Below are 24,215 nucleotides of genomic sequence, written 5' to 3'. Positions count from 1 at the left end.
CCGGCGCACCTCCGAAGCCCGCCAACGGTTCACTCCGTTGGCGGGCTTTGCTCCTGGGGCGCCTTCGCCGCCTGGAGTCCGCGTGCGGGCAACCGGTTCGCTCCCCAGCTTCGTTCGATGTAGTCGACGATCCGCGTGATGTCCTCGGGAGGCACCTTCTCCTGCTCCCCGTGTTCGAGCGGGTCGGTGTGGAAGATGTAGAGCCGCGACGCGAACTGGTCGAACGGCAGCGAGGCTTCACCGAACCGCTCACCGTTGCCCGCGGTCGAGACCACGACACCGTCGCCCCAGTCCTGCCCGCTGTCGTTGTTCGGGTTGTAGAAGTACACCCGGGTGACCTCGTGCGGATCGGCGGCGACCCGCAGGATGGTGATCGCGTGCCACCCGACGTAGCGAGCGGCGCTGTCGGTGACGGCGACCCCGGCGGGCTGCGGGTGGATCAGCGGCTGCCCCCCGTTGTAGGCCGGATGGTAGCTCGCGTGGAACTGCCGCAGGAAGGTGTCGAGCTCGATCAGGTTCCCGGTCTCGACGTCGACGTTGATCCGGAACCCGCGCGCGGTCCACCAGCCGTGGAACTCGGGATTGACCCAGCGGTGCGGATCGCCGGGCCTGCCGAGGCAGCGGCGCCCCATCTCGGCGTAGATCCGGTCCAGGTGCGGCACCACGAGCAGCGAAACCGGGTCCAAGTCCGACGGCGGGGTGCTCGCGAGGCCCCCGGCGCTGTCGTTCGAGGAGATCCGCTGGCCTTCGAAGTGCATGACGACCTCGTCGTCCCGCGCCGCCCAGACCACGATCTGCAGCAGGTAGTCCGGGTCGTTGTACGCCCACATCGACAGCGCGCGGGCCGATTGGCAGGTCGGGTTGTCGCCCTGGCCGACGCCCAGCGGCAGCCCGAGCATCGACAGCACGCCCGCGAGCAGCCGCGCCTCGGGCCCTGGCTCGTCGCCGAACACCGTCGTCAGCCGCTCGCGCGCGGGCTCGGACAGCTCGAGCCCGAGCTGACGCCACAGCGCGGGCACCATCGGCGGCAGGTAGAGGATGCCGCGGTCGAGCAGCAGCGCCAGCCCGTAGACGCACTGCGCGGTCTGGGTGTGCACCGCCACCTCGATCAGGCGGTGGATCAGGTCGCGGTGCCGCAGCAGGCTGTTGCGGCCGACGTCGGACAGGCCGAGCGCCTCCCCGAGCAGATAGTCGCTCTTGTGCCGCAGGAACCGCAGCAGCTCGGCGTGGTACGGCGAGACCAGCCCGGTGTCGTGCATCGCCCTGGCGAACCCGGTGGCCTCGTACTGCAGGCCACCGTCGTCCATCGCCTCCAGCCGGGACCGGAAGACCGCGATGCCCGGGTCCTCCCGGCACGCCTCCGTGGTGCCGAACAGAGCGCTGATCAGCCGATCGACGCCCTGTCCGGAGGCGTTGCCGAGGTCGACCTCCGGATCCCCCCGGTAGACCGCGATCCGGGTGATCAGCGACTGCACCTGGTCGACCTGGATCGGGCGCTGGCGCAGGATCCGCCAGATCTCCTCGACCAGCTTGTCCAGCACGCTTTCGTAGCCGATCTCGTCGGCGACGTGCCGGAACAGATCCCTGATCAGCTGCGCGGTCCGGCCCTGCCTGGTCCGCTCGGCCTCGGTGGGCGGGGTGAACAGCAGTTCCAGGTTCATCGCGAGCACCTGGGACAGGAACTCCCGGGCGTCCTCGGCGGACAACGTCGGATGCGCGTAGTCACCGCTGGCCACGGCGAGCGTGCGCAGCTCGCTGCAGGCCTCCATCACCACGGTGTCCGCGTCCCCGGCGTGCAGGCCCGGCCCGACCAGCGCCGGGATCAGGATCTCCGGAGTGGCCCAGTCCGTCCCCAGGAACAGGCCCGCCTCCTCCAGCTCCCGCGCTCTGACCTGGACCGCCGCGGCACCGCCAGGCTGCACCAGCACCCGCCGCAGCGCCTCCAGCATCCGCCGCAGCTTGGTGTGCTTGCCGAAGTCGCGGGTCTCGGCCATCGTCCTGATCGCGTCGTCCAGCGAGGCCACACGCTTGTCCAGCGTGGTGGCCGCGCCGGGAACATCGCCGTTCGGTTTCAAAGGCTTCCCTCGGGTCGGTCTCCTGGTCCGGGGTCGCCCTCAGACGTAGAAGTCGAACTCTTCCTGTTGCTTCAGCAGCTCGCGCATCTGATAGGAATCTTCGCCGAAGAAGTACAACAGGCCCCAGTGGGTACCGAACGCGGTCCGCTTGGTCACCGTTTCCTCCAGCGGAGCCGACAGGTCGTGTGACTCGTAGTAGTCGTGGTCCTCGGTCTCCGGCGGGATCCGCAGCTCGCTGACCACCCGGCGACGCGGGTAGACCCCGAAGCAGCCCGCCACCCCGGCGGCGTCTTCGACCTCCTTCGGGAAGAAGGCATCGATCTCTTCCTCGGTCGTCTTCGGGTCGAAAGCCAGCGCGAGTCCCTGGTAGGCGTTGAAACCGTAGGCGCGTTCGAGCAGCTCGAACACCTTGAAGCCCGGCGGCCGGTAGGCGACCTCGCCGAAGTACATCTCACCGTCGTTCGTGACGAAGTACTCCGGGTGCACGAAGCCGAACTCGATGTCGAAGGTCTTGATCAGCTTCTCGATCTGCGCGGTGATCTGCGGCCGGTAGCGCTCCAGCTCGGGAGTCGCGGGCACGAACACCGAGTAACCCAGGGTCACGTACTCGGAGATGTTCAGGAACTTGATCTTCCCGTTGTGGATCCACGCCTCGACGGCGAACTCCCAGCCGTCGAGGTGCGACTCCATCAGTACCGGGAACTCCTCCTCCGGGATCGCGTCGACGTCGTCGGGAGTGCGGACGATGCGGTGCCCGAGACAGCCGGCCTTGTCGAAGGCCTTGAGGTGGATCGGGTCGTTCGGATCGCCGTCGAGCTTGAGCAGCGTCTGGTTGACGCGCTTGAGGAAGCGGATCACGTCGTCGCGGTCGTGGGCCTCCTCGAAGATCCCGACCCGGATCCCGCCGAGCTGTGCCCTGCGCTTCATCAGGGACTTGTCCCGCAGCAGCATGGCCTGGCCGAACAGGCGCGGGTTGTCCATCAGCACGGAGTTGATCGCCCCGGCCCACTCCACGGTTTCCTCGAACAGCGGGATCGCGACGTCGACGCCTTCACGCTGCAGCGTCTCGGCGATCTCGAGCGAACGGTCGTTGAGCCGCTCGAAATTCCATGACAGGTAGGGAATGTCGTGTTCCACGCAGTACTTCTCGGCCCAGTCCGGCGCCACGACGACGTACCGCCGATCGAACCGGTCGAGCGCCTCAACGGCGTTCAGGCTCCAACCTAAAAGAGCCACGTACCCTTTGTCTGGATTCTTCGTGGCCGGTTCGGGTCGTGTCATAGGACCGTTCCTCCGTGTCGGCGTCGTCAACTCCTCGGAAAGCATGAACCGACCAACCGTACCTGGAGAGTGACACCACCCGCTGAATGGATCGCAGGCTACCTAGCGGACCGAGGTCGCGACGGGGCCGGTTTTCCTTTGCTCATAGGGGTTCCCTCCGCGAGTGTGACCGACGTCATCGTCGATTGATCCAAAATGGACGATCGGTCGAACCGCTTTTCCGAGATGTGTCAACGAGAAAGACGAGGATCTTGCCGTCGATGTGGTGCGGACGGGCGAGGACGAAGGTGTCGATGGCGCTGACACGAACACTACGGGTCCCGTGGCGGCCACCTCGAGGTCCAGGCCGCCGGGAGTCATACCACATGCATCTCGCCTGCGAATTCTCGAACTGGGTCACGCCGGCTCATCCCGTCCAGTAGGGTCCCCGGCAGTTCGCCGACGAGCGAACGGAACATCTGACTGGGGAGTCATAGTGAAGAAGATCGGAGCGGCCGCGATCGTGGCCGGTACGGTACTGGGCACCACGATCGCCGGGGCCGGTGTGGCCAGCGCCGCCGGCGGGGCGGGCCCGAAAGAGTGTTTTACGGCGACAAGCTGCTCGCTCGCGTCGGGATTCTTCCCCGGCGGGACCATCCACGTGGACCTCGAAGCGACCGCCGCACCCGGCTCGCCTGACCACTGGTTCAAGTGGACGATCGGCAAATGCTCGGGCGGCGGTTACATCCACGCGCCGGCGAAGACGGAATCCTGCGTGCTGCCTGCCAGCTACTACACGCTGACCGTCGGCGAGCTGCAGTACCCGGTGAACTGGCGGATCGGTATTCGCTGGGACCACTGACCCGGTGATCCGGGGAGGGGTGTCGCCTGCGAGCGCCCCTCCCCGGCCAGGTTCGACACCGGCGTCAGCGGGTGGCCGACGCCGCCCGGTAGGCGGCGATCCTGATCCGCAGGCCACGTAGGTGGACCAGGTCGATGGTGAACGTCGAGACCGGCCGATACCCCGTCGTCGGCCCATCGGCCCGGCAGGGACCCGAGAGGTAGACGAACTCGTCGTCCGGGTCGTATCTCGGCTCCGACCAGATCGCGGCGTCCCCTGCCCCGAGGTTCCCGCACCTGGTCCGCGCCAGCCAGTAGACCGGCAGCTTCATCACCTCGCCGAGCACCTTCTCGAAACCGGCGAGATCGGTCCCGGCGATCGCGAGCCCGCGCCCGCTCCACACCCGCGGCGCCCGGTATTCGCCGTCCGCGGCGTGGGTGACGCACGCGAGGTCGTCCGACGCGGTGATCGTCCAGCAGGCCACGGTGGTCAGAGTCGGCATGGCGGCTCCAGCTGTCAGGCTCCAGGTGCGACCGAAGGTAGTGGATCATGCGGTCGCGGAGGTACCACCGGTGGCGCCTCCGGTGTTGCTCCGACTGGCAAAGCCCGAGTTCAGCGACGCGGGGTGAGATCGAACCCACGCGCTGTTCATTCAGTGTTCATCGGATCCGTACGGCCGGGTGAGAATCTCCAGCGCGTGACCGTCGGGGTCGTCGAAGTACACGCCCCGGCCGCCGTCATTGGTGTTGATCTCTCCGGCGCCGCGGTGCCCCGGCCCCGCCCAGTACGGCAGGCCTCCGTCGCGGATCCGCCCGAAGATCGTGTCGAACTCGGCCTCCTCGACCAAGAACGCGTAATGCTGCCTGGAGAACTCCTCGGTGCTGTGCATGACGTCGAGCGAGACCCCGTTGTCGGTCTGGACGACCAGGAACGGGCCGAACTCGATGGGCTCGGGCAGCCCGAGGATAGAAACCAGGAAACCCGCCGTCGCGGCCCGGTCGGTGGCGTTGATGATGGTGTGGTTCAGCTGCACTGTCATGAAAGCACGATAAAATCTCGAGTTTGATCGAGGTCAACCCCCGCTCGTAACGGTTCCCGGTTCATCGCGACTTGAGTACTGCAAGCCGACACGAAGGGGACGTGATGCGTGCTTTGGTGATGGCCGGTGTGGCCGGTCTGCTTACCCTGACCCTCGCTCCGCCGGCGGCGGCGACCTCCGCCGTACCGGAACAGTGGTCGGCCGGACCGTTCACGGCGCAGGTCGCGGTCATGGCGGGGGACGTCAACGGAGATGGCAAGGACGACCTGGTCAGCTACAACACCTACCTGTACGGGTGTTACGTGCTGCGCTCGAACGGTTCCGGCTTCCAGCCGCAGCAGAACTGGGGTGCGGGCAACTTCCTGAGCAGCGGCTTCAACGGCAACGCCAACTTCGTCGGCGACATGGACAACGACGGCCGCGCCGACGCCATCGCGGTCCGGCGGCCCACGGCCTCGACACCCCGCGGCATCTTCGTGGCGAGGTCGATCGTCGACTACTACGGCGTGGAACGCTTCGGAACACCCTCGCAGTGGTTGAACAACACCATCGCGGGAGACTACGGGAACCTGGCAGCGGACCTGGACGGCGACGGGGACACCGACGTGATCGGCCTGTTCGACGTGGCCACTCTGGCGGCGAGGTCGGACGGCACCACGACACTGCCGCTCACGGCGTGGGGACCGCCCATCCGCGGCGAGAAGGCGACACTGGCGGCGGACGCGACCGGTGACGGCAAGGCCGACCTCATCCTCGTCGACCTCGCCGGCACGAGAGTGGTGCCCGGCACCGCGAACCGGTGGTTCGACACCCCGGTGTCGTGGTCGACGACTTCCTTCCACGGCAGCAAGAAGACCCTCACCGCGGACATCGACGCCGACGGCGACGCGGACCTCATCGCGATCAACGACAACGACGTCCAGGTGATGCGCTCCACCGGTACCGGCTACTCCTCTCCGGAACCGTGGTACGCGGGTTCCTTCTTCGGCACGAAGGAAACCCTCACGGCCGACGTGGACGGAGACGGCGACGCGGACCTCGTCTCGGTGAACGCCAACGACGTCTGGGTGTTGCGCTCGCAATAGGTGAACCGGATGCGACTCTTTCCGGCGGCGTGGAGGTGACTTCGGCTCCACGCCGCTCCGTTTTTCCTGTCGTTCCTTGGATCGACACGACCGAGCATCGAAAGGATGACAGTCGGTCGGACTAGTCGGCCGCACACGATTTACGGTTCGTGACCGGATCACTCCCCCGCGGCCCCGAAAGCCAGGACGCGAGCGCGCGACAGAATAGCCTTTCCCTCAAACGGGTTTCGGTCTCCACACGAAGGATCACTCGGCCGAACCCGTCAGCGAAGGCGACGAACGACCGGACTGCTACCAAGTGACCAGGGCAAGATCGTCCCAACGAGGGACGATGCCCGATGCGGGCGGTGGCACGCTCGACGACATGATCCACCGGACAGCGGCCACCGCCGCGCAGCAATCCCGTAGTGGGCGGATTTCTTCTCTCGACTTGCTCCGGGGGGTGGCGATTCTCGGCACCTTCGGGACGAACGTGTTCCTTTTCGCGCATCCCGGCGGGCCCGCGGGCTTCTTCCAGGATTTCGTCGGCACCGCGAACAGCGTCGCGGAGCACGTCGAGATCGGACTTCGTACGCTCAGCAACGGCAAGTTCCTCGCGCTGCTCACGATCCTGTTCGGCGTGGGCCTCGAGTTGCAGTATCAGTCCGCGCGGAGGCGCGGTGTCTCCTGGCCTGGCAGGTATCCACTCCGGGCGGGAATTCTGTTCATGGAAGGGGTCGCGCACTACCTGCTCGTTTTCGAAGGCGACGTGCTCATGGCCTACGGGCTCACGTCGCTGCTCGTCGCGTACCTCGTCGGCCGGAGCGATCGGGTCGTCCGCAACGTCGTCGTCGTGGTGGGTGGCGTGTACACCACGCTGATCCTCGCCGCGACAGCGTTGCTCGTGGCCGGACCGGGCGTTTCCGGCGAGCCGGCCCCGGTCGACCCCGCCACGACGGCCAGCTGGCCCGCGCAGGTCGCCGTCCGCTTCAACGAGTTCCTGATGTTGCGGGCGGAGACCATCCTGATCGTGCCCTCCGCGGTCGTCCTGTTCCTGCTCGGTTCCCGCCTGCGGAGGGCCGGTGTCTTCGAGGACACGGAGAAGGGCGCACAGCTTCGTGCGCGCCTGCTCGTGCTGGGCTTCGCCGTCGGCCTACCGCTGAACGTGCTGACCGGTTTCGGCGGGCCGGACTGGTTGCTCGTCGACAGGTACCTGTTGCCGCCACTCGTCGCCCTGGGCCTGCTCGCCTTGGTCACCCATCTCTCACTACGGATGCGCGAGAAGCCCGGAGCCGTCCGAAGTGGACTGATCGCGGTCGGCCGGACCGCTCTCTCCTGTTACGTACTCCAGAACCTGCTTGCCGGTTTCCTCTGCTACGGCTGGGGTCTCGGGCTCGCCGAGCGTTTCGCGGATGCCCGTCCGTGGTGGATCGTCGGCCTCTGGACCTTCGTCGGATTGGTGAACGTCGCGTTCGCTCTCTTGTGGCTTCGGCGTTTCGACCGTGGTCCCCTTGAACTGCTCATGCATCGTCTCTACGCCCCGCGGCGGACGCCACCGCGCGTTCCCGCACCTCCCTCACGACGAGGGAGTGCGTGAACGCGGACGACACCGCGCTCAGCCAGGCGCTTTCCTCCCGCATGCTGGGCTGCGCCTCGCCCGCGCCCGCCGGATGGTGTGGCCAGCTCCGGCCGGCCTCACGCATCACCAGCGCCGCCGCGACTTCGGCGGCGGCGCGCGTGGGTTCGTCGACCGGGGTGCGCAGCCAGTCCCCGAGGTGCGGCGGGACGTGTGCCCGCAACGCCAGGACGCCATCACGGATTTCGATCAGCCTGCGGTACAGCTTGAACTCGATGTCGTGGCGCACGGGCAAGGCGATCTGCGGGTGAGCGGCGACGAGCTCCTTCCACAGCGGTGTGACCGCCCGGATCCCTTGCCACGCACGCACCAGGCGGAGAGCACCGTCCCAGGTGGTGAACAGTCCGCCGAGAACCCACAGCACCATCGCGCAGAGTCCGAGCAGGCGGGCGCGCGGCATGAAGTCCAGGTCCGCGAGGTCGGTGATCTCCAGCCACAGCGACGGAAGCCCGGAGAACAGCACCCATCCGATGGTCGCGACCGCAGCGCAGACGAGGATCCGCAGCCCTGTCCGGAACGTCCCTCGTGGACGGCCCGCGGCGCTGCGGGCCAGGGTGCGGGTGAACATCGCCAGGCACGTGACCCCGTACGTCGTGAGGACCACCTGATAGACCACGACGCTCAAGCGCCATTGGAATTCGGGTGTGCCCACCTCGAGCCGATGTGGCGCGATGTCCAGGTAGCACAGGACCATCACGGCCCAGCACAGCACGATCGGCCAGAACGGTGTCGGCTTCTCCGGCGACCGGGTACTGCGGACCAGTTGCACCAGCGCGCGCATCGCGAGCAGTTGCAGCGCGTTGGTGACCAGCCGCGGGAGCAGCTCGTCGCCGAGCAACCGGACCGTGGTCTCGGCGGAGACGGCGAGTCCTGCCGCCATGCTGAGGAAGAACGTGACCAGATGCTTCGGCCCGGTGCGGACGGTGATCAGCCGGGTGAGGCCGATCAGCGCCAGCAGCCCGGCGGACAGATAGCTGATCACGAGCCGAGAGCGTGGCGCAGCCGATCGGATCCGGGCCCGGCGCCCACGGCGCGGCGCATGAGCAACGACGCGACGAGTTCGGCCTCTTTCTCCTGCTCCTGCGCGTACGTCGTGCGGCCGAGCACCCTGCGGACCAAATCCACCGACAGACTGGGCGTGATCAGCGCGGCCACCGTCTCCGGCAGTACCTCGCCCTCGACGTGCCCGCACAGCAGATGACCGAGTTCGTGCAGCAGGATGTGCACCTGGTGCAAGGGGGACGTGTCCTGTGTGTAGAACACGTAGTCCGCTCGATCGGTGGCCGCGAGCACCCCGCACGGCGCTCCCGGCCGAGCCTGGAGCGCCACCAGTTCGATGGGCCGCCCCCGCATCGCGGCGACCTCACCGAACAACGTGGTGACCTCGAACGGATCCGGTAGTCGCACAGCGGACGCGATCCGCTCACATCTGCGCCACAGCGCGCTCTTCCTGCCGAACATTGGCTACTCCCCCTGGTTACGCCTGGACTCCCGCAGCTTGATCGCCTCGACGATATCGGCCACGGTGCCGAGCCCCTCCTCGGACAACGTCACCGCACGCAACGCCAGGTTCCGCACGGCGACGTTGCGCAAAGCTCCCAGCAACTCGACCTCTTCGGCAAGAGCTCTCCCCTGCTCGTCGTCGAAGAAGTACGCGGGCGGCACCTGGAAGAACCCCGCGAGCGCTTCGAGGTGCCGTTTGGTCGGGTTGTCCCTGCGGCCTGTCCGCAGTTGCCAGAGATAAGCGGCGGAGAACGACTCGCCGGTGCTCTCCCGGCAGGCCCGCGCCACCTCCTCGTGACTGTACTGCTCACCGTTGGGCCGTCGGACCACCTGGAAGAGGCGGTCGATCCGGTCGGTGAGCGTGGTCGCCCGTGGTTCGGTCATCATCACCTCCATTAGCTGAGATGAACGCTACCCGGTTCTCTGTTCATCTGGGATTGACAACCGTCAAGAAGCTCCCATAACGTCTCCCACGTTAGCTGAGATGAATGACTGAGGGATGTCGGTCAATGTTGGCTGACGACCTGGAGGGGGAGTTCTCATGAAGAAATTGCTGACCGCAGCAGCCCTGGCGGTGGCCGCGGTGACCGTGTCGGCGCCGCCGGCTCTCGCCGTGGAGACCGGGGACTTCTACGCCACCGGCATCGGCCCGTACCCGTCGGACGCCATCACGTCGGCGGAACGCGTCGCCCGCACCTTCGCGCGCAACACGGGCTGGCTGGACTCGCAGTGTTACCGGCGCAGTGCCGACGTCCGGTCTCACACGAGCTACTACAGCGCGACCGTCTGGCTCTACTGCCAGCGCTGACGCACTACTCGCCGAAGAACCTAGGGAGAGGGAAGTATGACCAGAATGATCGCCCGTGGCGCGGGGGCCGCGGTCCTCGCAGGACTCATGACGCTCGCGCCGACGGTGGCGAGCGCCTCGGAGAGCGTCCAGGAGACCCGTGCGTTCCTTGGGACGACCGTCGAGAAGACCTCGGCGTCGGCCAAGCGAACGGCGCTGCAGCAGGCCTACGACCACGCGTCGGTCTACGGGTACACGCCGGATCAGTGCGTGACCATCCACCTGTACTCGGTGAAGATCAGTTTCGTGATGTACCGCGGTGAAGCCGGGATCCACTGCACGAAGTAGCTCGCGAGACGGCTCGGCCCGGAGAGCACTCCGGGCCGAGCCGGGCACTCAAGCTCGCCGGCCGGCGAGGACCGCGAGACCGAGGAACACCACCGCCCCGATCACCGCGACCACGACCAGTCCCGGCGTGAAGCCGTGCCCGCGCTGCACGAAGGTGCCGATGCTGCCGAGCACCGCCACTCCGAGCGCCAGCCCGAATTCCACACTGGTCTCCGACAACGCCGACGCCGCACCGGCCCGCTCGGGCGGCGCCGCGCTGACCACGATGTCCGTGCTCAGCGCCATCACCGGCCCCAGACCGAGGTAGATCAGCACGAGTCCGGCGACCAGTGGCGCGACCCCCTGCTCGTCCGGAGTCCAGGCCAAGACGAAGAAGCCGGCCGCTGACACCGCCAGTGACCAAGCGAGCAACCGGTGAACCGGCATCCGGCGAACCACTGCGGGTGCCGCGACCGAGGTGAGCACCATCGCCACCGCGGAGGGCACCAGCCACAAACCGGCCTCGAGGGGTGACAGCCCGGTCACCTGCTGGAGATAGAGCGCGGCGAAAAGATAGACCCCGGCGACGCAGGCAAGCGCGGCGAGCAGGATCAACAGCGCGTTGCGGAACGGCCGCGCGGCGAACAGCCGGAGGTCGATCAGCGGGAGGCTCAGCTGCCGCTGCCGTCGCAGGAACACGATCCCGGCACCACCACCGAGCAGCAGTGCGATCGCACCCGGCAGTGCCGATCCGCCTTCGGCGAGATGCTTGATGCCGTAGACGATCGGCAACACCGCCGCCAGGGACAAGGCCACACTCGCCAGGTCCAGTTTCCCGAGTTCGGTGTCACGCTGTTCCGGCAGCAGGAGCGGGCCGGTGATCAGGAGCAGGATCATCACCGGGACGGCGAGCAGGAACACCGAACCCCACCAGAACCATTCGAGCAGCAGCCCGCCGGCCACCGGGCCGAGCGCCACTCCCGCCGACAGACCGGCGGACCAGAGCCCGATCGCGGCGCCCCGCTGGCGCGGATCACGGAACGTGCTCCCGATCAGCGCGAGAGTGGACGGCATGAGAGTCGCACCGGCGATCCCGAGCAGCCCGCGGGCGACGATGAGCAGCTCGGCAGACGGCGCGTAGGCCGCCAGTACCGAAATGACCAGGAAGACCGCGGCGCCGATCAGCAGCAGGCGGCGCCTTCCGACGCGGTCGCCCAGTGTGCCCATGGTGACGAGGAAACCCGCGACCAGGAAGCCGTAGGCATCGGAGATCCACAACAGCTGGCCCGGGCTCGGGTCCAGTTCGGCGGCGAGACTGGGAAGCGCCAGGTACAGGACCGTGGCGTCCATGGACAGCAACGCGGTCGGCAGTACGAGCACGGCGAGGCCGAGCCATTCACGGGGCCCGGCGGAGATTCGGAGTTGTCGGTCGGACATACCGCGACGCTAAAGTCTCACATAGATGTGAAAGTCAAGCGCGAATTTCGGAGGCGGCGTGCGCATCAGCGAACTGGAACGCAGGACCGGCGTCAGTCAGCGTCTGCTGCGCTACTACGAGGAGCAAGGCCTGCTGCGGCCGGAGCGACTCCCCAGCGGCTACCGCGTGTACACCGACGGGGACGTGACCACCGTCGAACACATCCGCAATCTGCTCGCCGCGGGCCTTTCCACCACCACGATCGCGGATCTGTTGCCCTGTATGGGTTCCGAGGGCGGGCAACTCATCGCCGACTGTCCTGAACTCCTGCTGGACCTGCACCGCGAACGCGCCAGACTCAGTGCCGCGATCACCGAGTTGACCACCGCCCGCAGCACCCTTGACCAGGTCATCGCCACCGCGCCACCCTTGGTCGAGCAGGCGGCCGCGCAACTACGCGAGGCCGGCTGAGGTATCCCCGGCGGGCAAGGAAGCACGCATTCGGCTCAAGGCACGCAGGACGTCGTCGCGGTTTTTCGCCGACTTGATCCAGGCCGGAAGGCGGCTGGCCAGACTGCTGTTCCGGTTCGGCACCTGCTCGCGAAGTCCCGCCGCGACATACCTTTCCAAGTAGTCCAGGTGGCGTTCGTGATAAGCCCAGAGGGTCTCTCCCTTGCACGGGGTTTGCAGCCACAGCTCCAGACCGCGATACCGGGGAACCGCCGGAACGGAGCGGGACCACGTCGACGACACGGGTAGCTCGGTCGCGGTCCGGCAGCCGGGGCAGGACACCGGCAGGGTGCGCGGCTCGGCACGCCGCCATCGCTTTCGCCACTGCGTCACCGACCGCCCGCAGTTCCGGCAGCGGCCGTGAGCACGGAACTCCACCTGGCCGATCGAGGCGCCGGGGTGTCCGTCCACTTTGGCATAGCCGCATCCCGTGCAGCTCACCCGCGAGTGAGTCGCCGCCGCCTGCCCGGTACATCGCGGGCAGCGCACCAGAACCGACCCCGTGAGCGGATAGCTCAGGGGTTCATCGCGATCGGTGAACCTGGTGGACATTTCGTCACTCTGGCACACCGAGTTCGACCCGGACCATCGCTTATTTCGCGAGGTAAGGCGAAGGTGGCGAGTTCGCGGGCGGGGCCGAGCGGTCGTGTCGCGAAAGCCACTTTCGGGACACCAGACGTCGCGAAAGTGGCTTTCGCGCCACCCCGGAAAGGCTGGTGTGGCCTTTCACGGTGGCCGGGATCAGCGGCTTTCGGTCGTGAGTGGCGTTTCGGGCTGGAGCGGACCGGTGTTCGCTTACCTACGCGTGATCAGGGTGAAGGTGTAGTGCGGAATCCTCCACACTCGCCCACATCGGCAACCGGAACAAGCTCACCAAGACGACATCAGGATCCCGTGGGCTGGCAAATACGGCACCACCAGAACTCGAAACCCCACTCACGACTACCAGAGCGTGGACGGTCCCGAGACGACCCAACCGTCATCGACCGGTTTGACCCAGAAACCCAAGGCCACCTCGATCCTCTGCCCGCGAAAGGAGATCTCGACGTACAGATTGCCGCCGGAGTCACCCCAGGCGAAGCTCCCCAGGTCGAGATCGCCGAGCCAGGACAAGTCGCGTTCCCACTCGCCGGCAGCGGGCTCCGCATCACGGCTCGCACCGACGGAACCTGTCCAGAGCGATTTGAGCACGTGCTTGACCGACGTGTGATCGACGAGTTGTTCGGCTTCAGGGATCTTTCCCTCCCGCAAGAGGCCGAAGTAGCGACGGACAACGGCTTCGACGTCGGCCTTCGCAGGCGGCTCCGTCCAGATCTTCACCGTCGAGACACTAGGCGCCGAGGGTGGTGAGCAGAGTCCGGGCGGCTTGCTGTGCCTGCCGTCGCCTGCGGTCGTCGTCGACTCCCTGCAACTGGAAGTACCAGTGCGCTTCCACCAGGCAGGCCAGGGCGTAGGCGACCTGCTCGACACGCTCGGCGTCGGCGTCCGGGTACGCGAGGCCGAGCTGTCGCTCGATCTCGGGTAGCCATCGGCCGGTCCACAACTCGTGCAGGCGCTGCCGGACGGTCTGGTCCCTGGCCGCCTTGGCGACCAGTTCGGCCCAGATCACCAAGTCCTCGCGGCTGCGGTAGGTGCCGGGTTCGAACAGCCGGTCCAGCCGCGCTTCGATCGGCTCGCGCTCGGGCCCGTCGCCGCCGACCATGCGATCGCCGTACTCGGCGACGGCAGTGGTGATGAAGGAGGCCATCAGCTCGTCGCGGCTGCCGAAGTAGTGCAGCACAAGGGTGCGCTGCAGCCCGGCCGCCGCGGCGACGTTGGCGATGGTGATGCCCGCCAGTCCGTCACGGGCCACGACCGCCGTCATGGCCCGCAGGATCTCCCCCATGCGTTGACGGGCCTTGCTCGGCCGCCCTACTTTATTGACTGACACGACAGTAAATATATCAGCAGGGAGCCGAGGCATGCGAGTACTGGCACTGGGCGGCGCCGGAGGCATGGGCAGGTACGCCTGTCGTGTCGCGGCCGGCCTTGAGCAGGTCACCGATTTGACCGTGACCGACCTGGACGGCGGCCGCGCCGAACGCGCCGCGGCCGCCGTGGGGCCCGGCGTGCGCAGCCTGGCCTTGGACGTGACCGACACGCCGGCGCTGCGGGCGGCTCTCGCCGACACCGACGTGGTGCTCAACACCGTCGGGCCGTTCTTCCGTTTCGGGGAACCGATCCTGCGCGCCGCGATCGACGCCGGGTGCTCCTACCTCGACATCTGCGACGACTGGGAGCCGATCGCCCCGATGCTCGAACTCGACGCTCTCGCCCGTTCGGCGGGGGTCACCGCGGTGGTCGGCATCGGCGCGAGCCCGGGGATCACCAATCTGCTCGCCGTTCTCGCCGCGTCGCAATTGGACACCGTCGAGGAGATCATCACCGGGTGGAGCCTTGAGGCAGCGCCGCCTGAAGCGACTCCCGACGGCAAACCCAGCGCCGCGGTGGTGCACGGCATCCAGCAGGTCACCGGGACGATCCGCGTCACCCGGCACGGCCGGGCCGTCGACGAACGCCCGCTGCGACCGGTCCGGATCGACTATCCCGGCGTCGGTCGGCGAACCGTGCGGACCTTCGGCCATCCCGAGGCGCTCACGCTCCCGCGCGCGTTTCCCGGCACGACGAGCGTCAATGTCACCTTCGCCGGGCCTGGCGTGATGACGGCGGTGGCCGCGATCGGTGCCGCCGTGAACCGGGGCATCCTGTCACCACACCGGGCCGCCGCGATCATCGAGCGGGCAGAACGCTTGCTGCCGAGCACCTTCGAACGGACCTTGGGGCCCGGGCGGCTGCCCCCGATCTTCGCGCTGGCCAACGGAACCCGTCACGGGCGGCCCGCCGCGGCCGGGTGCGCGCTGGCGCAACTACCCGGTACCACCATGGGGGAAGTGACCGGGATTCCCCTGGGTGTCGCGCTCGGACTGCTCTCGAGCGCCGAACCCGGCGTGCACACTCCCGAGAGTTCGCTCGCCCCAGCGGATTTCTTCTCCGCGTTGGCACCGTACTGCCTCGGCTCACCCGACCCGGACGACATGGTCGTGACCACCCGATCTTGGGATCCCGCACCGGAGCAGGCGCTTCGCACGGCCTTCGCCAACGCCCGCGCGGTATTGGCGAGAACTGCGACAGCGTGACCGTCGCGGTCAGGCGGTCAGGTCCAGCCGCTCACCACCCGCCTCGATCTCCAGTCCGGCCCAGCCCAGCCTTCGCACCCGCATCTCGCGCTCCTTCGCCTTCGGGTCACCGTCGAATTTAGCGTACGCACGTACGCTATCCTCAAGACATGTCACCCCGACGCTCAGCGGCCGACGCGCAGGCCACCAAGAGCCGGATCCTTGTCCGGGCCGCCGAGATCGCCTCCGAGGAAGGGCTGGACGGCATCACCATCGGCCGTCTCGCCGAGGAGCTGGAGATGAGCAAGTCCGGCGTGCACAAGCACTTCGGCACGAAGGAGACACTGCAGATCTCCACGCTGGACAAGGCGTTCGTGGACTTCTGGCACCGAGTGGTCGAGCCCGCGCTCGCCGAGCCGCCCGGTCTGCGGCGGCTGCGCGTGGTCTGCGCCGGCTCCGTCGGCTACCTGGAGGAACCCCTGCTGCCCGGCGGCTGCCTGATGACCGCGGCGCTCACCGAGTACGACGGCCGCCCCGGCCGCGTCCGCGACGCGGTGGCCGAAGTGTGGTCACGCTGGCAAGGACAACTGAGGGCGGACCTCGCCGCAGCGGTGGAGAACGGCGAGCTCCCCGCCGGATTCGACATCGACCAGGCGCTGTTCGAGATCATCGCCGCCGGACTCGCCCTGAACGCGGCCATGCAACTCCAACACGACCGAGCGGCCGCCGGCCGGGCCCGCCGCGCGATCGAACGGGCCTTGGACCAGACCTAGTCCTTTTGACCGGTACGGAAGCGGCCCGGAACCGTTCTCAGGCTCGATGTGCGCCCACCCCTCCGACCAACAGAATGGGATTCACTCACAGCTCGTGGCCGGTCACCGGTCATCGGGCGACGTTCGAAGGAGGGGTATCGGATGGGAAAGACGTGGTCCATCGCGCTCGCGATCGGCGTCCTGGGGACGGGGGTGCTCGCCGGGGTACCGGCGGGAGCGTCGCCGGGCGGGGTGCGGTGGGGGCCGTGTCCGGCCGACTCCGCCGCACCCGGCCTCGAATGCTCGACGATCAAGGTCCCACTGGACCACAAGGACCCCGGCGGCCGTCAGATCGACGTCGCCATCTCTCGGCTGGCCAGCAAGAGCCCCGAGAAGCGCCGAGGTGTCCTGCTGACCAACCCGGGCGGACCGTCGCCGGGGCTGAAGTTCCCGGCCGAGCTGGCCGCGGCGAAACTTCCGCAGAGCGTGCTGGACAGTTACGACCTGATCGGCTTCGATCCGCGCGGCCTCGGGCACAGCACCCCGGTGACCTGCGATCTGACACCGGAGCAGCAGGCGGTGGGCAACGTCCCGCCGTACGCGCGCAACGCCGCCGACGTGGCGAAGCGGGCCGAGCAGTCGAAGGCCATCGCACAGCAGTGCGTCGCCTCGAAGACCTCCTGGATGCTGCCGCACATCAGTACCGCCGACATCGCGCGCGACATGGACCGGATCCGGGCGGCGCTCGGCGAGGAGAAGATTTCGTTCGCCGGCTACTCGTGGGGCACCTACCTCGGTGCCGTGTACACGACGCTGTTCCCGCAGCGTGGCGACAGGATCATCCTCGACAGCAACGTCCATCCGGGCGGCTGGGACTACGCCAACGACAGGCTCTACGCGCAGGGCTTCGACGACCGCTTCCCGGACTTCGCGAAGTTCGCCGCCGCGCAGGACGGGACCTACCACTTGGGTTCCACTCCCGAACAGATCACCGCCAAGTACTTCGAGCTCGCCGGGCGGCTGGACAAGAAACCCGTGCAGGACGTCGACGGCGCAACCTTCCGGATGCTCACCTACGGCTTCCTGTTCAGCGACGCGGGAAAGCCACTGGTGGCCAAGATCTGGCAGGCCATCGACACCGGCCAGCCGCTCCCACCGCTCGGCGGCGGCAACGGGTCCAATGTGGACAATCTGATCTCCGGTCGCTACCACGTGATCTGCGCCGACTCACGCTGGCCGCGGTCGGTGGGCACCTATCAGGCCACCGTCGCACTCGACAGGCTCCGCCACCCGATGTTCGGCGCCGCCGGGGCCAACGTCCAGCCCTGCGCGTTCTGGCCGTCGCCCACCGAACCGCCGGTGAGGATCGGTGACCGAGGCCCGTCGAACGTCCTCATGCTGCAGAACCAGCGAGACCCCGCGACGCCGCTGGTCGGCGCCGAGCGCCTGCGTCGGGCGTTCGGGGACCGGGCCCGGATGATCACCGTCGACGCGGGCGGGCACGGCGTCTATCCCTACATCGGGAATCACTGCGCCGACACCGCGGCGACCACGTTCCTGACCACGGGACAGCGCCCGGAGCGCGATCTCGCTTGCGCGGCCGAGCCTCGTTGATCGCCGGGTGGTGGCGGACAGTCGTCCGTCACCACCCGTGGTTCCAGGGCATGATGATCACCTGAACGCCCGACGAAGCAGGAAGGACAGCCGGTGCTCCCGACCACCACCGCGCGGCCGGTCCGTGGCCTGGTGATCGCCGAGTTCGTGGTCTTGGTCGGGTTGAACCTCGAACAGCTGCTCCGGCGGCTGATCCCGCGCGGCCCGGCTCCTCCGGGAGAGATCTTCTATTTCGCGGCGGGCGTGGTGATCGTCGTGCTCGCGCTGCTGCGTCGCCGTTTCCCGGAGCGGACCGCGGCGCTGGCCGGCGCGGCGATCGGGCTTTCACTGGTCTGCAGTGCCGTGGGCTTCTTCGGGAAACCCGCCGCGCAGATCGACGGTGATCCCGAGATCCTGGCGTTGATGCTGCTGACCGGAGCGGCCTGCCACCGGGTGTCCCGCGGTCTCGCCGGCGTGCTCGCGGTGCTCAGCGGCCTGGCGATGGCAGCCGCCCCGGTCCTGCGCTACGGCGACTCCTCCACAACGCTGACCGTCGCGATTCTATGGGCGTTGCTGTGGGGCGGAAGCATCATGATCGGCCTGATCCTGCGCGACGGCGAGGCCCGTCGCGAGGCCGCGCTGGTGGCCGCCCGGGAACGGGAGCGGCTCGAATTGGCGAGAGAGCTGCACGACTTGGTCGCCCATCACATCACCGGGGTCGTGGTGCGGACGCAAGCCGCCGGCGTGGTCCTGGCCGACGGTCCCGAACATGACCTGATCAAGGAGATCGAGCACGCCGGCGCGGAAGCCCTCGCCGCGGTGCGGCGCCTGGTCATGATGTTGCGCGACCCCGGGCACACGTCGCCCGTCGTCGCGAGGGACCTGGTGAAGACCGTCGAAGCCGCGGCAGGCGAACAAGAAGGCGTCACCCTGCGACTGGCACCGGGGTTGGCAGACTTCGCGATCGCGCCGGAAACGGTGTCGACCGTCCACCGTGTGGTGCTCGAGTCACTGACGAACGTGCGCAAGCACGCGGCGGACGCCCGCGTCATCACCGTCACGGTCGAGCCCGCCGACGACCAGCGCTACCTCCGGGTCGAGGTCGTCGACGACGGGCTGCGGCCGAGCCGTGCACGCCGATCGGCCGGCGGCTACGGGCTGATCGGGATGGGTGAGCGGATCGCGGCACTCGATGGCAGGCTGTCCGCCGGTGAACACGGCGAGCGCGGCTGGCGGGTCCTCGCCGAACTGCCTCTCCCGGGTGGAGCGGCGGCGGCCCGGCCCAGAGAAGGAGGCTCGGCCAAGTGACGCTGCGAGTCCTGCTGGCCGACGACCAGGCCATGGTGCGCACGGGGTTCCGGCTCATCCTGGAGCGCGTGCCCGGAGTCGAAGTCGTCGGCGAAGCGGAAAACGGCGAGCAGGCGGTGGCGCTGGCCCGCGAACTCCGCCCGGACGTCACGCTGATGGACATCCGGATGCCGGTGATCGACGGCCTCACCGCCACCCGGCAACTGGCGGGCCCCGACGTGAAGGACCCGTTACGCGTTCTGGTCGTCACCACCTTCGACCTCGACGAACTGGTGCACGAGGCGCTCTGCTCCGGCGCCTGCGGTTTCCTCCTCAAGGACGCCGGTCCCGGCCTGCTGGTGGAAGCCGTGCACGCGGCCGCGAACGGCGAAGCCCTGGTGTCGCCGTCGATCACCACCCGGCTGCTCGCCCACTTCACCGGCTCCCCGATCAGGCGTCGCGCCCGCCGCGCCGACCCGGCCCTGAGCCAACGTGAACTCGACGTCACCCGGGCCATCGCACGCGGTCGGACGAATGCCGAGATCGCTACGGAGCTGACGATCTCCCTGTCCACCGTCAAAACCCATCTCGCGTCGATCCAGCGCAAGATCGCGGCTCGCAACCGCACCGAGATCGCCGTGTGGGCTTGGGAATCCGGTTTGGTACGCCAAGTGTGAACTCCGGCCGGGCGCCATTCGCACCGCGGACACGGGGCGCACCCCGCCTCGCGGCGCCGATCGACTGGTGACCCATCACGTCAGTCGACTCCGAGGAGTGCCGCGAGATCATCGGCGACGGCGCTGAGCTGTTCACCCGCGTCCATCGTGAAGGTCGCTTCGGCGCGCCAGCCATCGGGATCGGACGCTTCGGCCAATTCGACGACCAGGCGGACTCGGCTACCGAGATGTCGTCCCACAATCCGGAGATCGTGCTCGAGAGACTCGTAAACACGGTCACCTGCCCACCCGCGCCAGTTTTCCGCCATTCCGGCGAAGAACCCGACGAGATCGTCAAAGCCCACGGCGTAGTGAGACGCCACGGTCTTTTCCGCACGCAGTCCGGTGTCGACGACCTCGACGCCGACAGACCAGATCTCTCCTCCGGCTCCGCGGACGACATCACTCAGGACGAGGGCGTGCCCGTCCAGGCCGATCACCACCTGCTTCACCTGCCCATCATGGCAAACGACCCAGATGAGGTACTGTCATCCTCAGATGATGTGAACATCTGATCTGAACATCCCTTCGACCTCGAGTGGAACTGATCCGCATGCGCGTACTCTTCGCCGCCCTCGCGTCGGTCGGCCACAGCTACCCGCTGATCCCGCTCGCGGTCGCCGCCAGGGAGGCCGGGCACGAGGTGCATTTCGCCACCGGAGAGAGCGTTCACCCGCCATTGCGCAGAAACGGGCTCCAGCCCTTTCGCCCTGCCGATTCGTTCTACGAGATCTACGCCGAGGACCTCGAACCGGAACTGGCACGGCTTCGACCCGACCTCGTCGTGCACGAATGGGGATTGCCGGGGGCGGCCGTCGCCGCGCGACGCGCCGGAGTTCCCAGCCTCTGGCACGGATTCGGCCGCATGTTCCCCGACGGGATCGGACTCCAGGTGCCCACCGGCGGGCCGCACCTCGACATCTGCCCACCGTCTTTGCAGGACAAGGACTTCCTCACGACGGCCGAGCGCATCGAGCTGCGCCCCGTTCCCTATTCCGAACCGGCATCTCCCCCGTGGCGCAGCGACAGCATTTCGCGACCACTGATCTATCTGACGCTCGGCACCGCCTTCGGCACGCCGGAGGTACTCACAACTGCCATCCGAGGGCTGGCAGCGCTCGGCGCGCGGGTGGTGGTCGCCTCCGGCCGGGTTCGCCCCGAGGAACTCGGCGCCATACCGGACAACGTCACAGTGCGGGCTTGGGTATCGCAAGCGGAGTTGTTGCCGCACGTCGACGCCGTCGTGCATCACGGCGGCAGCGGTACGACCCTGGGCGCGCTTGCCGTCGGCCTCCCGCAGCTGATCCTCCCCCAAGGCGCCGACCAGTTCGCCAACGCCGATGCACTCAGCGCCGCGGGCGCCGGACTGAGCCTCCTGCCCGGCGAACTGAGTGCGGACGCCATCACCGAAAGCACTCGGAAACTGCTGCCGCACCAAGGAAAAAGCAGTCATCGCGACGCCGCACGCATGATCGCCGAAGAGATCGCCCGAATGCCCTCTCCCGACGAAGTGGCCCGAGAACTTCCGAAATCGGCGTTGTTCAAGCCGTAAACCGGCGTATTCCCACCTGCTCGAAATCCGACGACGACTATCTGCGTCCGGTGAAAGGCGTCAGCGGATTCCAGAGTTCGCATTTGTGCTGACGAGGGATCTCGGTGGTGAGTTGGCTGTCTCCGGCGGCGTTGAGCGACATGACGACGGGATTGTCCTCGGTGTAGGGGTCCCAGCGCGGCGTGCCGTCCACCGTCGGGTCACCGGTACGGGCGAATCCCGTCCACTGCGCGACGAGTTGGTCGGACAGCACTTGCTGATTGGGATTGAGCTTGACGCCGTCCGGAATCAGCAACAGCCATTCGGCGATGTGGTAGGCGCCGTTCGGTTTCGTGGGGTCGACGAAGAACTGTGGTGGCACGTCCGTGGCGTCCATCTGATAGGCGTAGACCGGGATGTGCCGCGCCAGCCGTTCGTTGTTGAGCGCGGAGGGGCACACCGAGTTGGAGTCGGCCACGATCGTCCGGAAGGCCAGGAACGGGGCCGGTGCGGGGAAACGTGCCAGCGGATACGTCCGGCGGACCGCGGCCGCGTGCTTGCCGTACTGCTGGTTCACCAACCGGTCGTAATCGGCCGGGGTCGAGGCGGAAGGCAGCTGGGTCTCGTCGCGGGCCACGCCGTGCATCAGCGACACGTCGTTGACGCGCCCGGTGGCGAAGGCCTCGCCTGGCGACATCGGCAAAGTCGTTCCGTTCACGATCGGCGCGATCGTTCCGCTGTCGGGTTCCCTCCCGTGACCCGCCTGTTTGAGCAGCGTGGCCGCGGGTGCCCCGCGTAGACAGGCTGCGGCTTCGGCCGCGACGCCGCAGCCCACGGCGGTGGCGAAGCGCGCCCCGGCGCGGTGGGCCTGTTTCTCGGTGGGCAGTTTCGCCTTGCAGTCCTGCGCCTGCCACACGGTGTCCACGCCGAGCAGCGAGTTGTACTCCCCGCTTTCGCTGATACCGCGGTGGAACAGCCCTGCCGAAGCGGGCGACGTGGTGTGGGCGCAGACGCTCGAGCCGCCCGCGGAAGCGCCGTAGATCGTGACGTTGTGCGGGTCGCCGCCGAACCGCGCGATGTTGCGCTGCACCCAGCGCAACGCGGCCTGCTGGTCCTGGAGCCCGTAGTTCCCGGCATGGGCACCGAACGCTTCGTGCGCCAGGAAACCGAAGATCCCCAGCCGGTAGTTGACCTCCACGCTGATGACGTTGCCCGCAGTCACCAGACGGCTCGCGTCCTGCGGCTTCCACAGCAGGAAACCGCCGCCGTGGATCTGCACCATCACCGCGAACGGCCCGGGTCCCGCCTTGGCGGGTACCCGTACGGTCAGGTTGAGGCAGTCCTCGTTGTCCGAGCCCGGACCGGCACCGGAAGGCTGCGCACACTGGTTGCCTTCCGCGGTCGCGGCGAACGGTTCGGTCCACGGGGCGGGCCGCCGCGGCGGCTTCCAGCGCAGGTTGCCGACCGGCGGTGCGCCGTAGCGGATCCCTTGCCATGACCGGACTTCGGGACCGGCGACACCGCACACCGGGCCGTCGTCGGTCACCACCGTGGTGCCCGGCGAGCAGGCAGGCGCGGGCAACTCCGCCCTGGTCAGATCGCTGGCCAGGGAAGCCGAGCCGGCCAGCGACATCACCAGCACGACGACGGCCGCCACGGCGGTGGCCACCTTCCGGTCGAGTCTCATCAGCCCTCCACGCACCGAACAAGGGATCGTCTGCCCGGGCACGAAGACGCTGCCCGCCGATCTCCAGTCTGGCCACGGCTCCGGAAGGCACAACCTCCGTTCGGTCGCGCAGGAATGGTGAAACTGCCCGGGAAAATGGTCTTTGAGCCGGGGCAGGAAGGGGTCAGCAGGTCTTGCGGACGTAGCCGGACGCGCCCTCGGGGACGACATCGCGGTCACGACGGACGATGCTGAGCGAACCGCCCCAACGAGCACACGCGTTCACGAGGCCGGTCTCCGTGTACTCGATGACGATCACGTTGTCGCCGAACGAAGACACGTACTCGTCACAGTTGTCCTGCTCTCCGCACTCCTCGGCGACGGCGAAGTCGAGCCCGTTGGCCTGCCGGTTCCGGGCCAGTTCAGAGGTGTTCTTCTGCCCGATGGCGAGGCCCTTTTCGTGGGCATACGCGGAAAGCAAGCGAATGTAGGCCTGAGCGTCCTCATCGGACAGAAGACCTTCGGAGCGGGTGAAACTGTCGTAGTTGTCCGGCTCGATCGCCCGGTAGCCCTTGGCCGCGCACTCGTCGGTCCACGCGTTCGCCTTGGCCGCCACCCGCCCGCGTTTGTCCGCGGTCCGGAGGTCGAGCAGGGCTTCGCCCCAGTCTTCGTCCATGACGACGTCGCCGTTCGCGTCGCGCAGCAGGAGGTCGCCCCACTCCCCCTCCGCGCCGGGCTGGGCCTGGAAGGCGTTGACGTAACAGATGTTGTACAGGCCCTCGGCGGGGTTGACCGTGTGGTCGCGGCTGACGATCCCGACCCCGGACGGCGGCGAGTACGCGCCGCCGATCTGGTAGTCGAAACCGGCCTTCACCGGTGGCGGCAGGAAGCCGCTCGCCGAGGCCGCGCAGCCGCCGACAGCGACGGTGCACAAGGCGGCCGCGGCGAGCAGGACGCCACCGATACCGGGTTTCCCCTTGCCGAGGGCGCTCAAGCCGCCACCTACTCTCCACCCGCTGGTCCTGATGGTGGAATCTAGCCGACGGCTCGAGCTGC

Annotated in this window: 26 protein-coding genes; 12 read left to right on the top strand and 14 right to left on the bottom strand. The window is 67.9% G+C overall.

Translation table 11 applies throughout. From position 1 onward, the window contains the following. Positions 1-29 precede the first annotated feature (29 nt). Positions 30-2,075 carry a hypothetical protein gene (locus ACLJPX_RS19125; RefSeq protein ID WP_410601296.1) on the bottom strand — a complete coding sequence of 682 codons (2,046 nt, stop codon included), beginning with the start codon at positions 2,073-2,075 and terminating at the stop codon, positions 30-32. 39 nt (positions 2,076-2,114) lie between these two features. Next, the gene (locus ACLJPX_RS19120; RefSeq protein ID WP_101607806.1) at positions 2,115-3,356 is read right to left on the bottom strand and encodes an acetyl-CoA carboxylase biotin carboxylase subunit family protein; all 1,242 of its coding nucleotides are present in this window, start codon (positions 3,354-3,356) and stop codon (positions 2,115-2,117) included. 475 nt (positions 3,357-3,831) lie between these two features. On the opposite strand from ACLJPX_RS19120, the gene ACLJPX_RS19115 reads away from it, so the two are divergent. After that, the gene (locus tag ACLJPX_RS19115; protein WP_101607805.1) at positions 3,832-4,197 is read left to right on the top strand and encodes a hypothetical protein; all 366 of its coding nucleotides are present in this window, start codon (positions 3,832-3,834) and stop codon (positions 4,195-4,197) included. A 64-nt stretch (positions 4,198-4,261) separates the two neighbouring features. Here the strand turns inward: ACLJPX_RS19115 and ACLJPX_RS19110 are convergent, their stop codons facing one another. Both ACLJPX_RS19110 and ACLJPX_RS19105 read right to left on the bottom strand, forming a co-directional pair. Next, entirely contained in the window at positions 4,262-4,678 is a 417-nt protein-coding gene (locus ACLJPX_RS19110; RefSeq protein ID WP_410601295.1) for a hypothetical protein, read from the bottom strand. A 150-nt stretch (positions 4,679-4,828) separates the two neighbouring features. After that, positions 4,829-5,215 carry a VOC family protein gene (locus ACLJPX_RS19105; protein ID WP_410601294.1) on the bottom strand — a complete coding sequence of 129 codons (387 nt, stop codon included), beginning with the start codon at positions 5,213-5,215 and terminating at the stop codon, positions 4,829-4,831. Between the two features lie 104 nt (positions 5,216-5,319). Between ACLJPX_RS19105 and ACLJPX_RS19100 the strand changes: the two genes are divergently transcribed. Both ACLJPX_RS19100 and ACLJPX_RS19095 read left to right on the top strand, forming a co-directional pair. Continuing rightward, positions 5,320-6,300 (top strand): FG-GAP repeat domain-containing protein, encoded by a 981-nt coding sequence (locus ACLJPX_RS19100; RefSeq protein WP_410601293.1) that lies wholly within the window; start codon positions 5,320-5,322, stop codon positions 6,298-6,300. A gap of 364 nt (positions 6,301-6,664) precedes the next feature. Beyond that, a complete protein-coding gene (locus ACLJPX_RS19095) occupies positions 6,665-7,876 on the top strand; it encodes a DUF418 domain-containing protein (RefSeq protein ID WP_410601337.1) in 1,212 nt (403 codons plus the stop codon). Here the strand turns inward: ACLJPX_RS19095 and ACLJPX_RS19090 are convergent. The 3 genes from ACLJPX_RS19090 to ACLJPX_RS19080 are packed head-to-tail and all read right to left on the bottom strand — an operon-like array spanning position 7,800 to position 9,805. Next, positions 7,800-8,897, bottom strand: coding sequence for an MAB_1171c family putative transporter (locus tag ACLJPX_RS19090; RefSeq protein WP_410601292.1), 1,098 nt, complete (start codon positions 8,895-8,897; stop codon positions 7,800-7,802). The two genes, ACLJPX_RS19095 and ACLJPX_RS19090, sit on opposite strands and share 77 nt — an antisense overlap. Then, the gene (locus tag ACLJPX_RS19085) at positions 8,894-9,376 is read right to left on the bottom strand and encodes an ImmA/IrrE family metallo-endopeptidase (protein ID WP_101607800.1); all 483 of its coding nucleotides are present in this window, start codon (positions 9,374-9,376) and stop codon (positions 8,894-8,896) included. The genes ACLJPX_RS19090 and ACLJPX_RS19085 overlap by 4 nt, the downstream gene beginning before the upstream one ends. 3 nt (positions 9,377-9,379) lie before the next feature. After that, entirely contained in the window at positions 9,380-9,805 is a 426-nt protein-coding gene (locus tag ACLJPX_RS19080) for an XRE family transcriptional regulator (protein WP_410601291.1), read from the bottom strand. Positions 9,806-9,959: 154 nt separating this feature from the next. Here ACLJPX_RS19080 and ACLJPX_RS19075 point away from each other — a divergent pair, with 154 nt between their 5' ends. Continuing rightward, complete coding sequence (locus tag ACLJPX_RS19075) at positions 9,960-10,226, top strand: hypothetical protein (protein ID WP_410601290.1); 267 nt, start codon at positions 9,960-9,962, stop codon at positions 10,224-10,226. Between the two features lie 36 nt (positions 10,227-10,262). After that, on the top strand, positions 10,263-10,553 hold the full coding sequence (locus ACLJPX_RS19070) for a hypothetical protein (RefSeq protein WP_101607798.1): 291 nt from the start codon (positions 10,263-10,265) through the stop codon (positions 10,551-10,553). Positions 10,554-10,601: 48 nt separating this feature from the next. Here the strand turns inward: ACLJPX_RS19070 and ACLJPX_RS19065 are convergent, their stop codons facing one another. Further along, entirely contained in the window at positions 10,602-11,969 is a 1,368-nt protein-coding gene (locus tag ACLJPX_RS19065; protein ID WP_410601289.1) for an MFS transporter, read from the bottom strand. A gap of 58 nt (positions 11,970-12,027) precedes the next feature. Between ACLJPX_RS19065 and ACLJPX_RS19060 the strand changes: the two genes are divergently transcribed. Next, a complete protein-coding gene (locus tag ACLJPX_RS19060) occupies positions 12,028-12,420 on the top strand; it encodes a MerR family transcriptional regulator (RefSeq protein WP_410601288.1) in 393 nt (130 codons plus the stop codon). Here ACLJPX_RS19060 and ACLJPX_RS19055 read toward each other — a convergent pair. The 3 genes from ACLJPX_RS19055 to ACLJPX_RS19045 all read right to left on the bottom strand — a co-directional run bounded on the left by ACLJPX_RS19055 (position 12,403) and on the right by ACLJPX_RS19045 (position 14,323). Further along, the gene (locus ACLJPX_RS19055; RefSeq protein ID WP_410601287.1) at positions 12,403-13,011 is read right to left on the bottom strand and encodes a hypothetical protein; all 609 of its coding nucleotides are present in this window, start codon (positions 13,009-13,011) and stop codon (positions 12,403-12,405) included. The genes ACLJPX_RS19060 and ACLJPX_RS19055 overlap by 18 nt on opposite strands. Before the next feature lie 390 nt (positions 13,012-13,401). Then, positions 13,402-13,779, bottom strand: coding sequence for a hypothetical protein (locus tag ACLJPX_RS19050; RefSeq protein WP_410601286.1), 378 nt, complete (start codon positions 13,777-13,779; stop codon positions 13,402-13,404). A 10-nt stretch (positions 13,780-13,789) separates the two neighbouring features. Next, positions 13,790-14,323, bottom strand: coding sequence for a TetR/AcrR family transcriptional regulator (locus ACLJPX_RS19045; RefSeq protein WP_410601285.1), 534 nt, complete (start codon positions 14,321-14,323; stop codon positions 13,790-13,792). 97 nt (positions 14,324-14,420) lie between these two features. Here ACLJPX_RS19045 and ACLJPX_RS19040 point away from each other — a divergent pair, with 97 nt between their 5' ends. The 5 genes from ACLJPX_RS19040 (at position 14,421) to ACLJPX_RS19020 (ending at position 19,923) form a co-directional block, all read left to right on the top strand. Further along, on the top strand, positions 14,421-15,635 hold the full coding sequence (locus ACLJPX_RS19040; protein WP_410601284.1) for a saccharopine dehydrogenase family protein: 1,215 nt from the start codon (positions 14,421-14,423) through the stop codon (positions 15,633-15,635). A gap of 149 nt (positions 15,636-15,784) precedes the next feature. After that, positions 15,785-16,387 (top strand): TetR/AcrR family transcriptional regulator, encoded by a 603-nt coding sequence (locus ACLJPX_RS19035; RefSeq protein WP_410601283.1) that lies wholly within the window; start codon positions 15,785-15,787, stop codon positions 16,385-16,387. Between the two features lie 141 nt (positions 16,388-16,528). Further along, on the top strand, positions 16,529-17,980 hold the full coding sequence (locus tag ACLJPX_RS19030; RefSeq protein ID WP_410601282.1) for an alpha/beta hydrolase: 1,452 nt from the start codon (positions 16,529-16,531) through the stop codon (positions 17,978-17,980). A 93-nt stretch (positions 17,981-18,073) separates the two neighbouring features. Continuing rightward, positions 18,074-19,267 (top strand): sensor histidine kinase, encoded by a 1,194-nt coding sequence (locus ACLJPX_RS19025; RefSeq protein ID WP_410601281.1) that lies wholly within the window; start codon positions 18,074-18,076, stop codon positions 19,265-19,267. Beyond that, complete coding sequence (locus ACLJPX_RS19020; protein WP_410601280.1) at positions 19,264-19,923, top strand: response regulator; 660 nt, start codon at positions 19,264-19,266, stop codon at positions 19,921-19,923. Before ACLJPX_RS19025 ends, ACLJPX_RS19020 begins: the two co-directional genes overlap by 4 nt. An 80-nt stretch (positions 19,924-20,003) precedes the next feature. Here the strand turns inward: ACLJPX_RS19020 and ACLJPX_RS19015 are convergent, their stop codons facing one another. Next, positions 20,004-20,414 carry a DUF6228 family protein gene (locus tag ACLJPX_RS19015; protein WP_410601279.1) on the bottom strand — a complete coding sequence of 137 codons (411 nt, stop codon included), beginning with the start codon at positions 20,412-20,414 and terminating at the stop codon, positions 20,004-20,006. 101 nt (positions 20,415-20,515) lie between these two features. On the opposite strand from ACLJPX_RS19015, the gene ACLJPX_RS19010 reads away from it, so the two are divergent. Further along, positions 20,516-21,514 (top strand): glycosyltransferase, encoded by a 999-nt coding sequence (locus tag ACLJPX_RS19010; protein WP_410601336.1) that lies wholly within the window; start codon positions 20,516-20,518, stop codon positions 21,512-21,514. A 37-nt stretch (positions 21,515-21,551) separates the two neighbouring features. Here the strand turns inward: ACLJPX_RS19010 and ACLJPX_RS19005 are convergent, their stop codons facing one another. After that, the gene (locus tag ACLJPX_RS19005) at positions 21,552-23,180 is read right to left on the bottom strand and encodes a carboxylesterase/lipase family protein (RefSeq protein ID WP_410601278.1); all 1,629 of its coding nucleotides are present in this window, start codon (positions 23,178-23,180) and stop codon (positions 21,552-21,554) included. Positions 23,181-23,343: 163 nt separating this feature from the next. Further along, a complete protein-coding gene (locus ACLJPX_RS19000; protein ID WP_410601277.1) occupies positions 23,344-24,153 on the bottom strand; it encodes an endo alpha-1,4 polygalactosaminidase in 810 nt (269 codons plus the stop codon). Between the last annotated feature and the right edge of the window lie 62 nt (positions 24,154-24,215).

Origin of the sequence: Amycolatopsis sp. lyj-90 (assembly GCF_046549035.1) — a bacterium.
Taxonomy (GTDB): Bacteria; Actinomycetota; Actinomycetes; order Mycobacteriales; family Pseudonocardiaceae; genus Amycolatopsis.
This window is presented reverse-complemented; position numbering and strand designations above follow the sequence as displayed.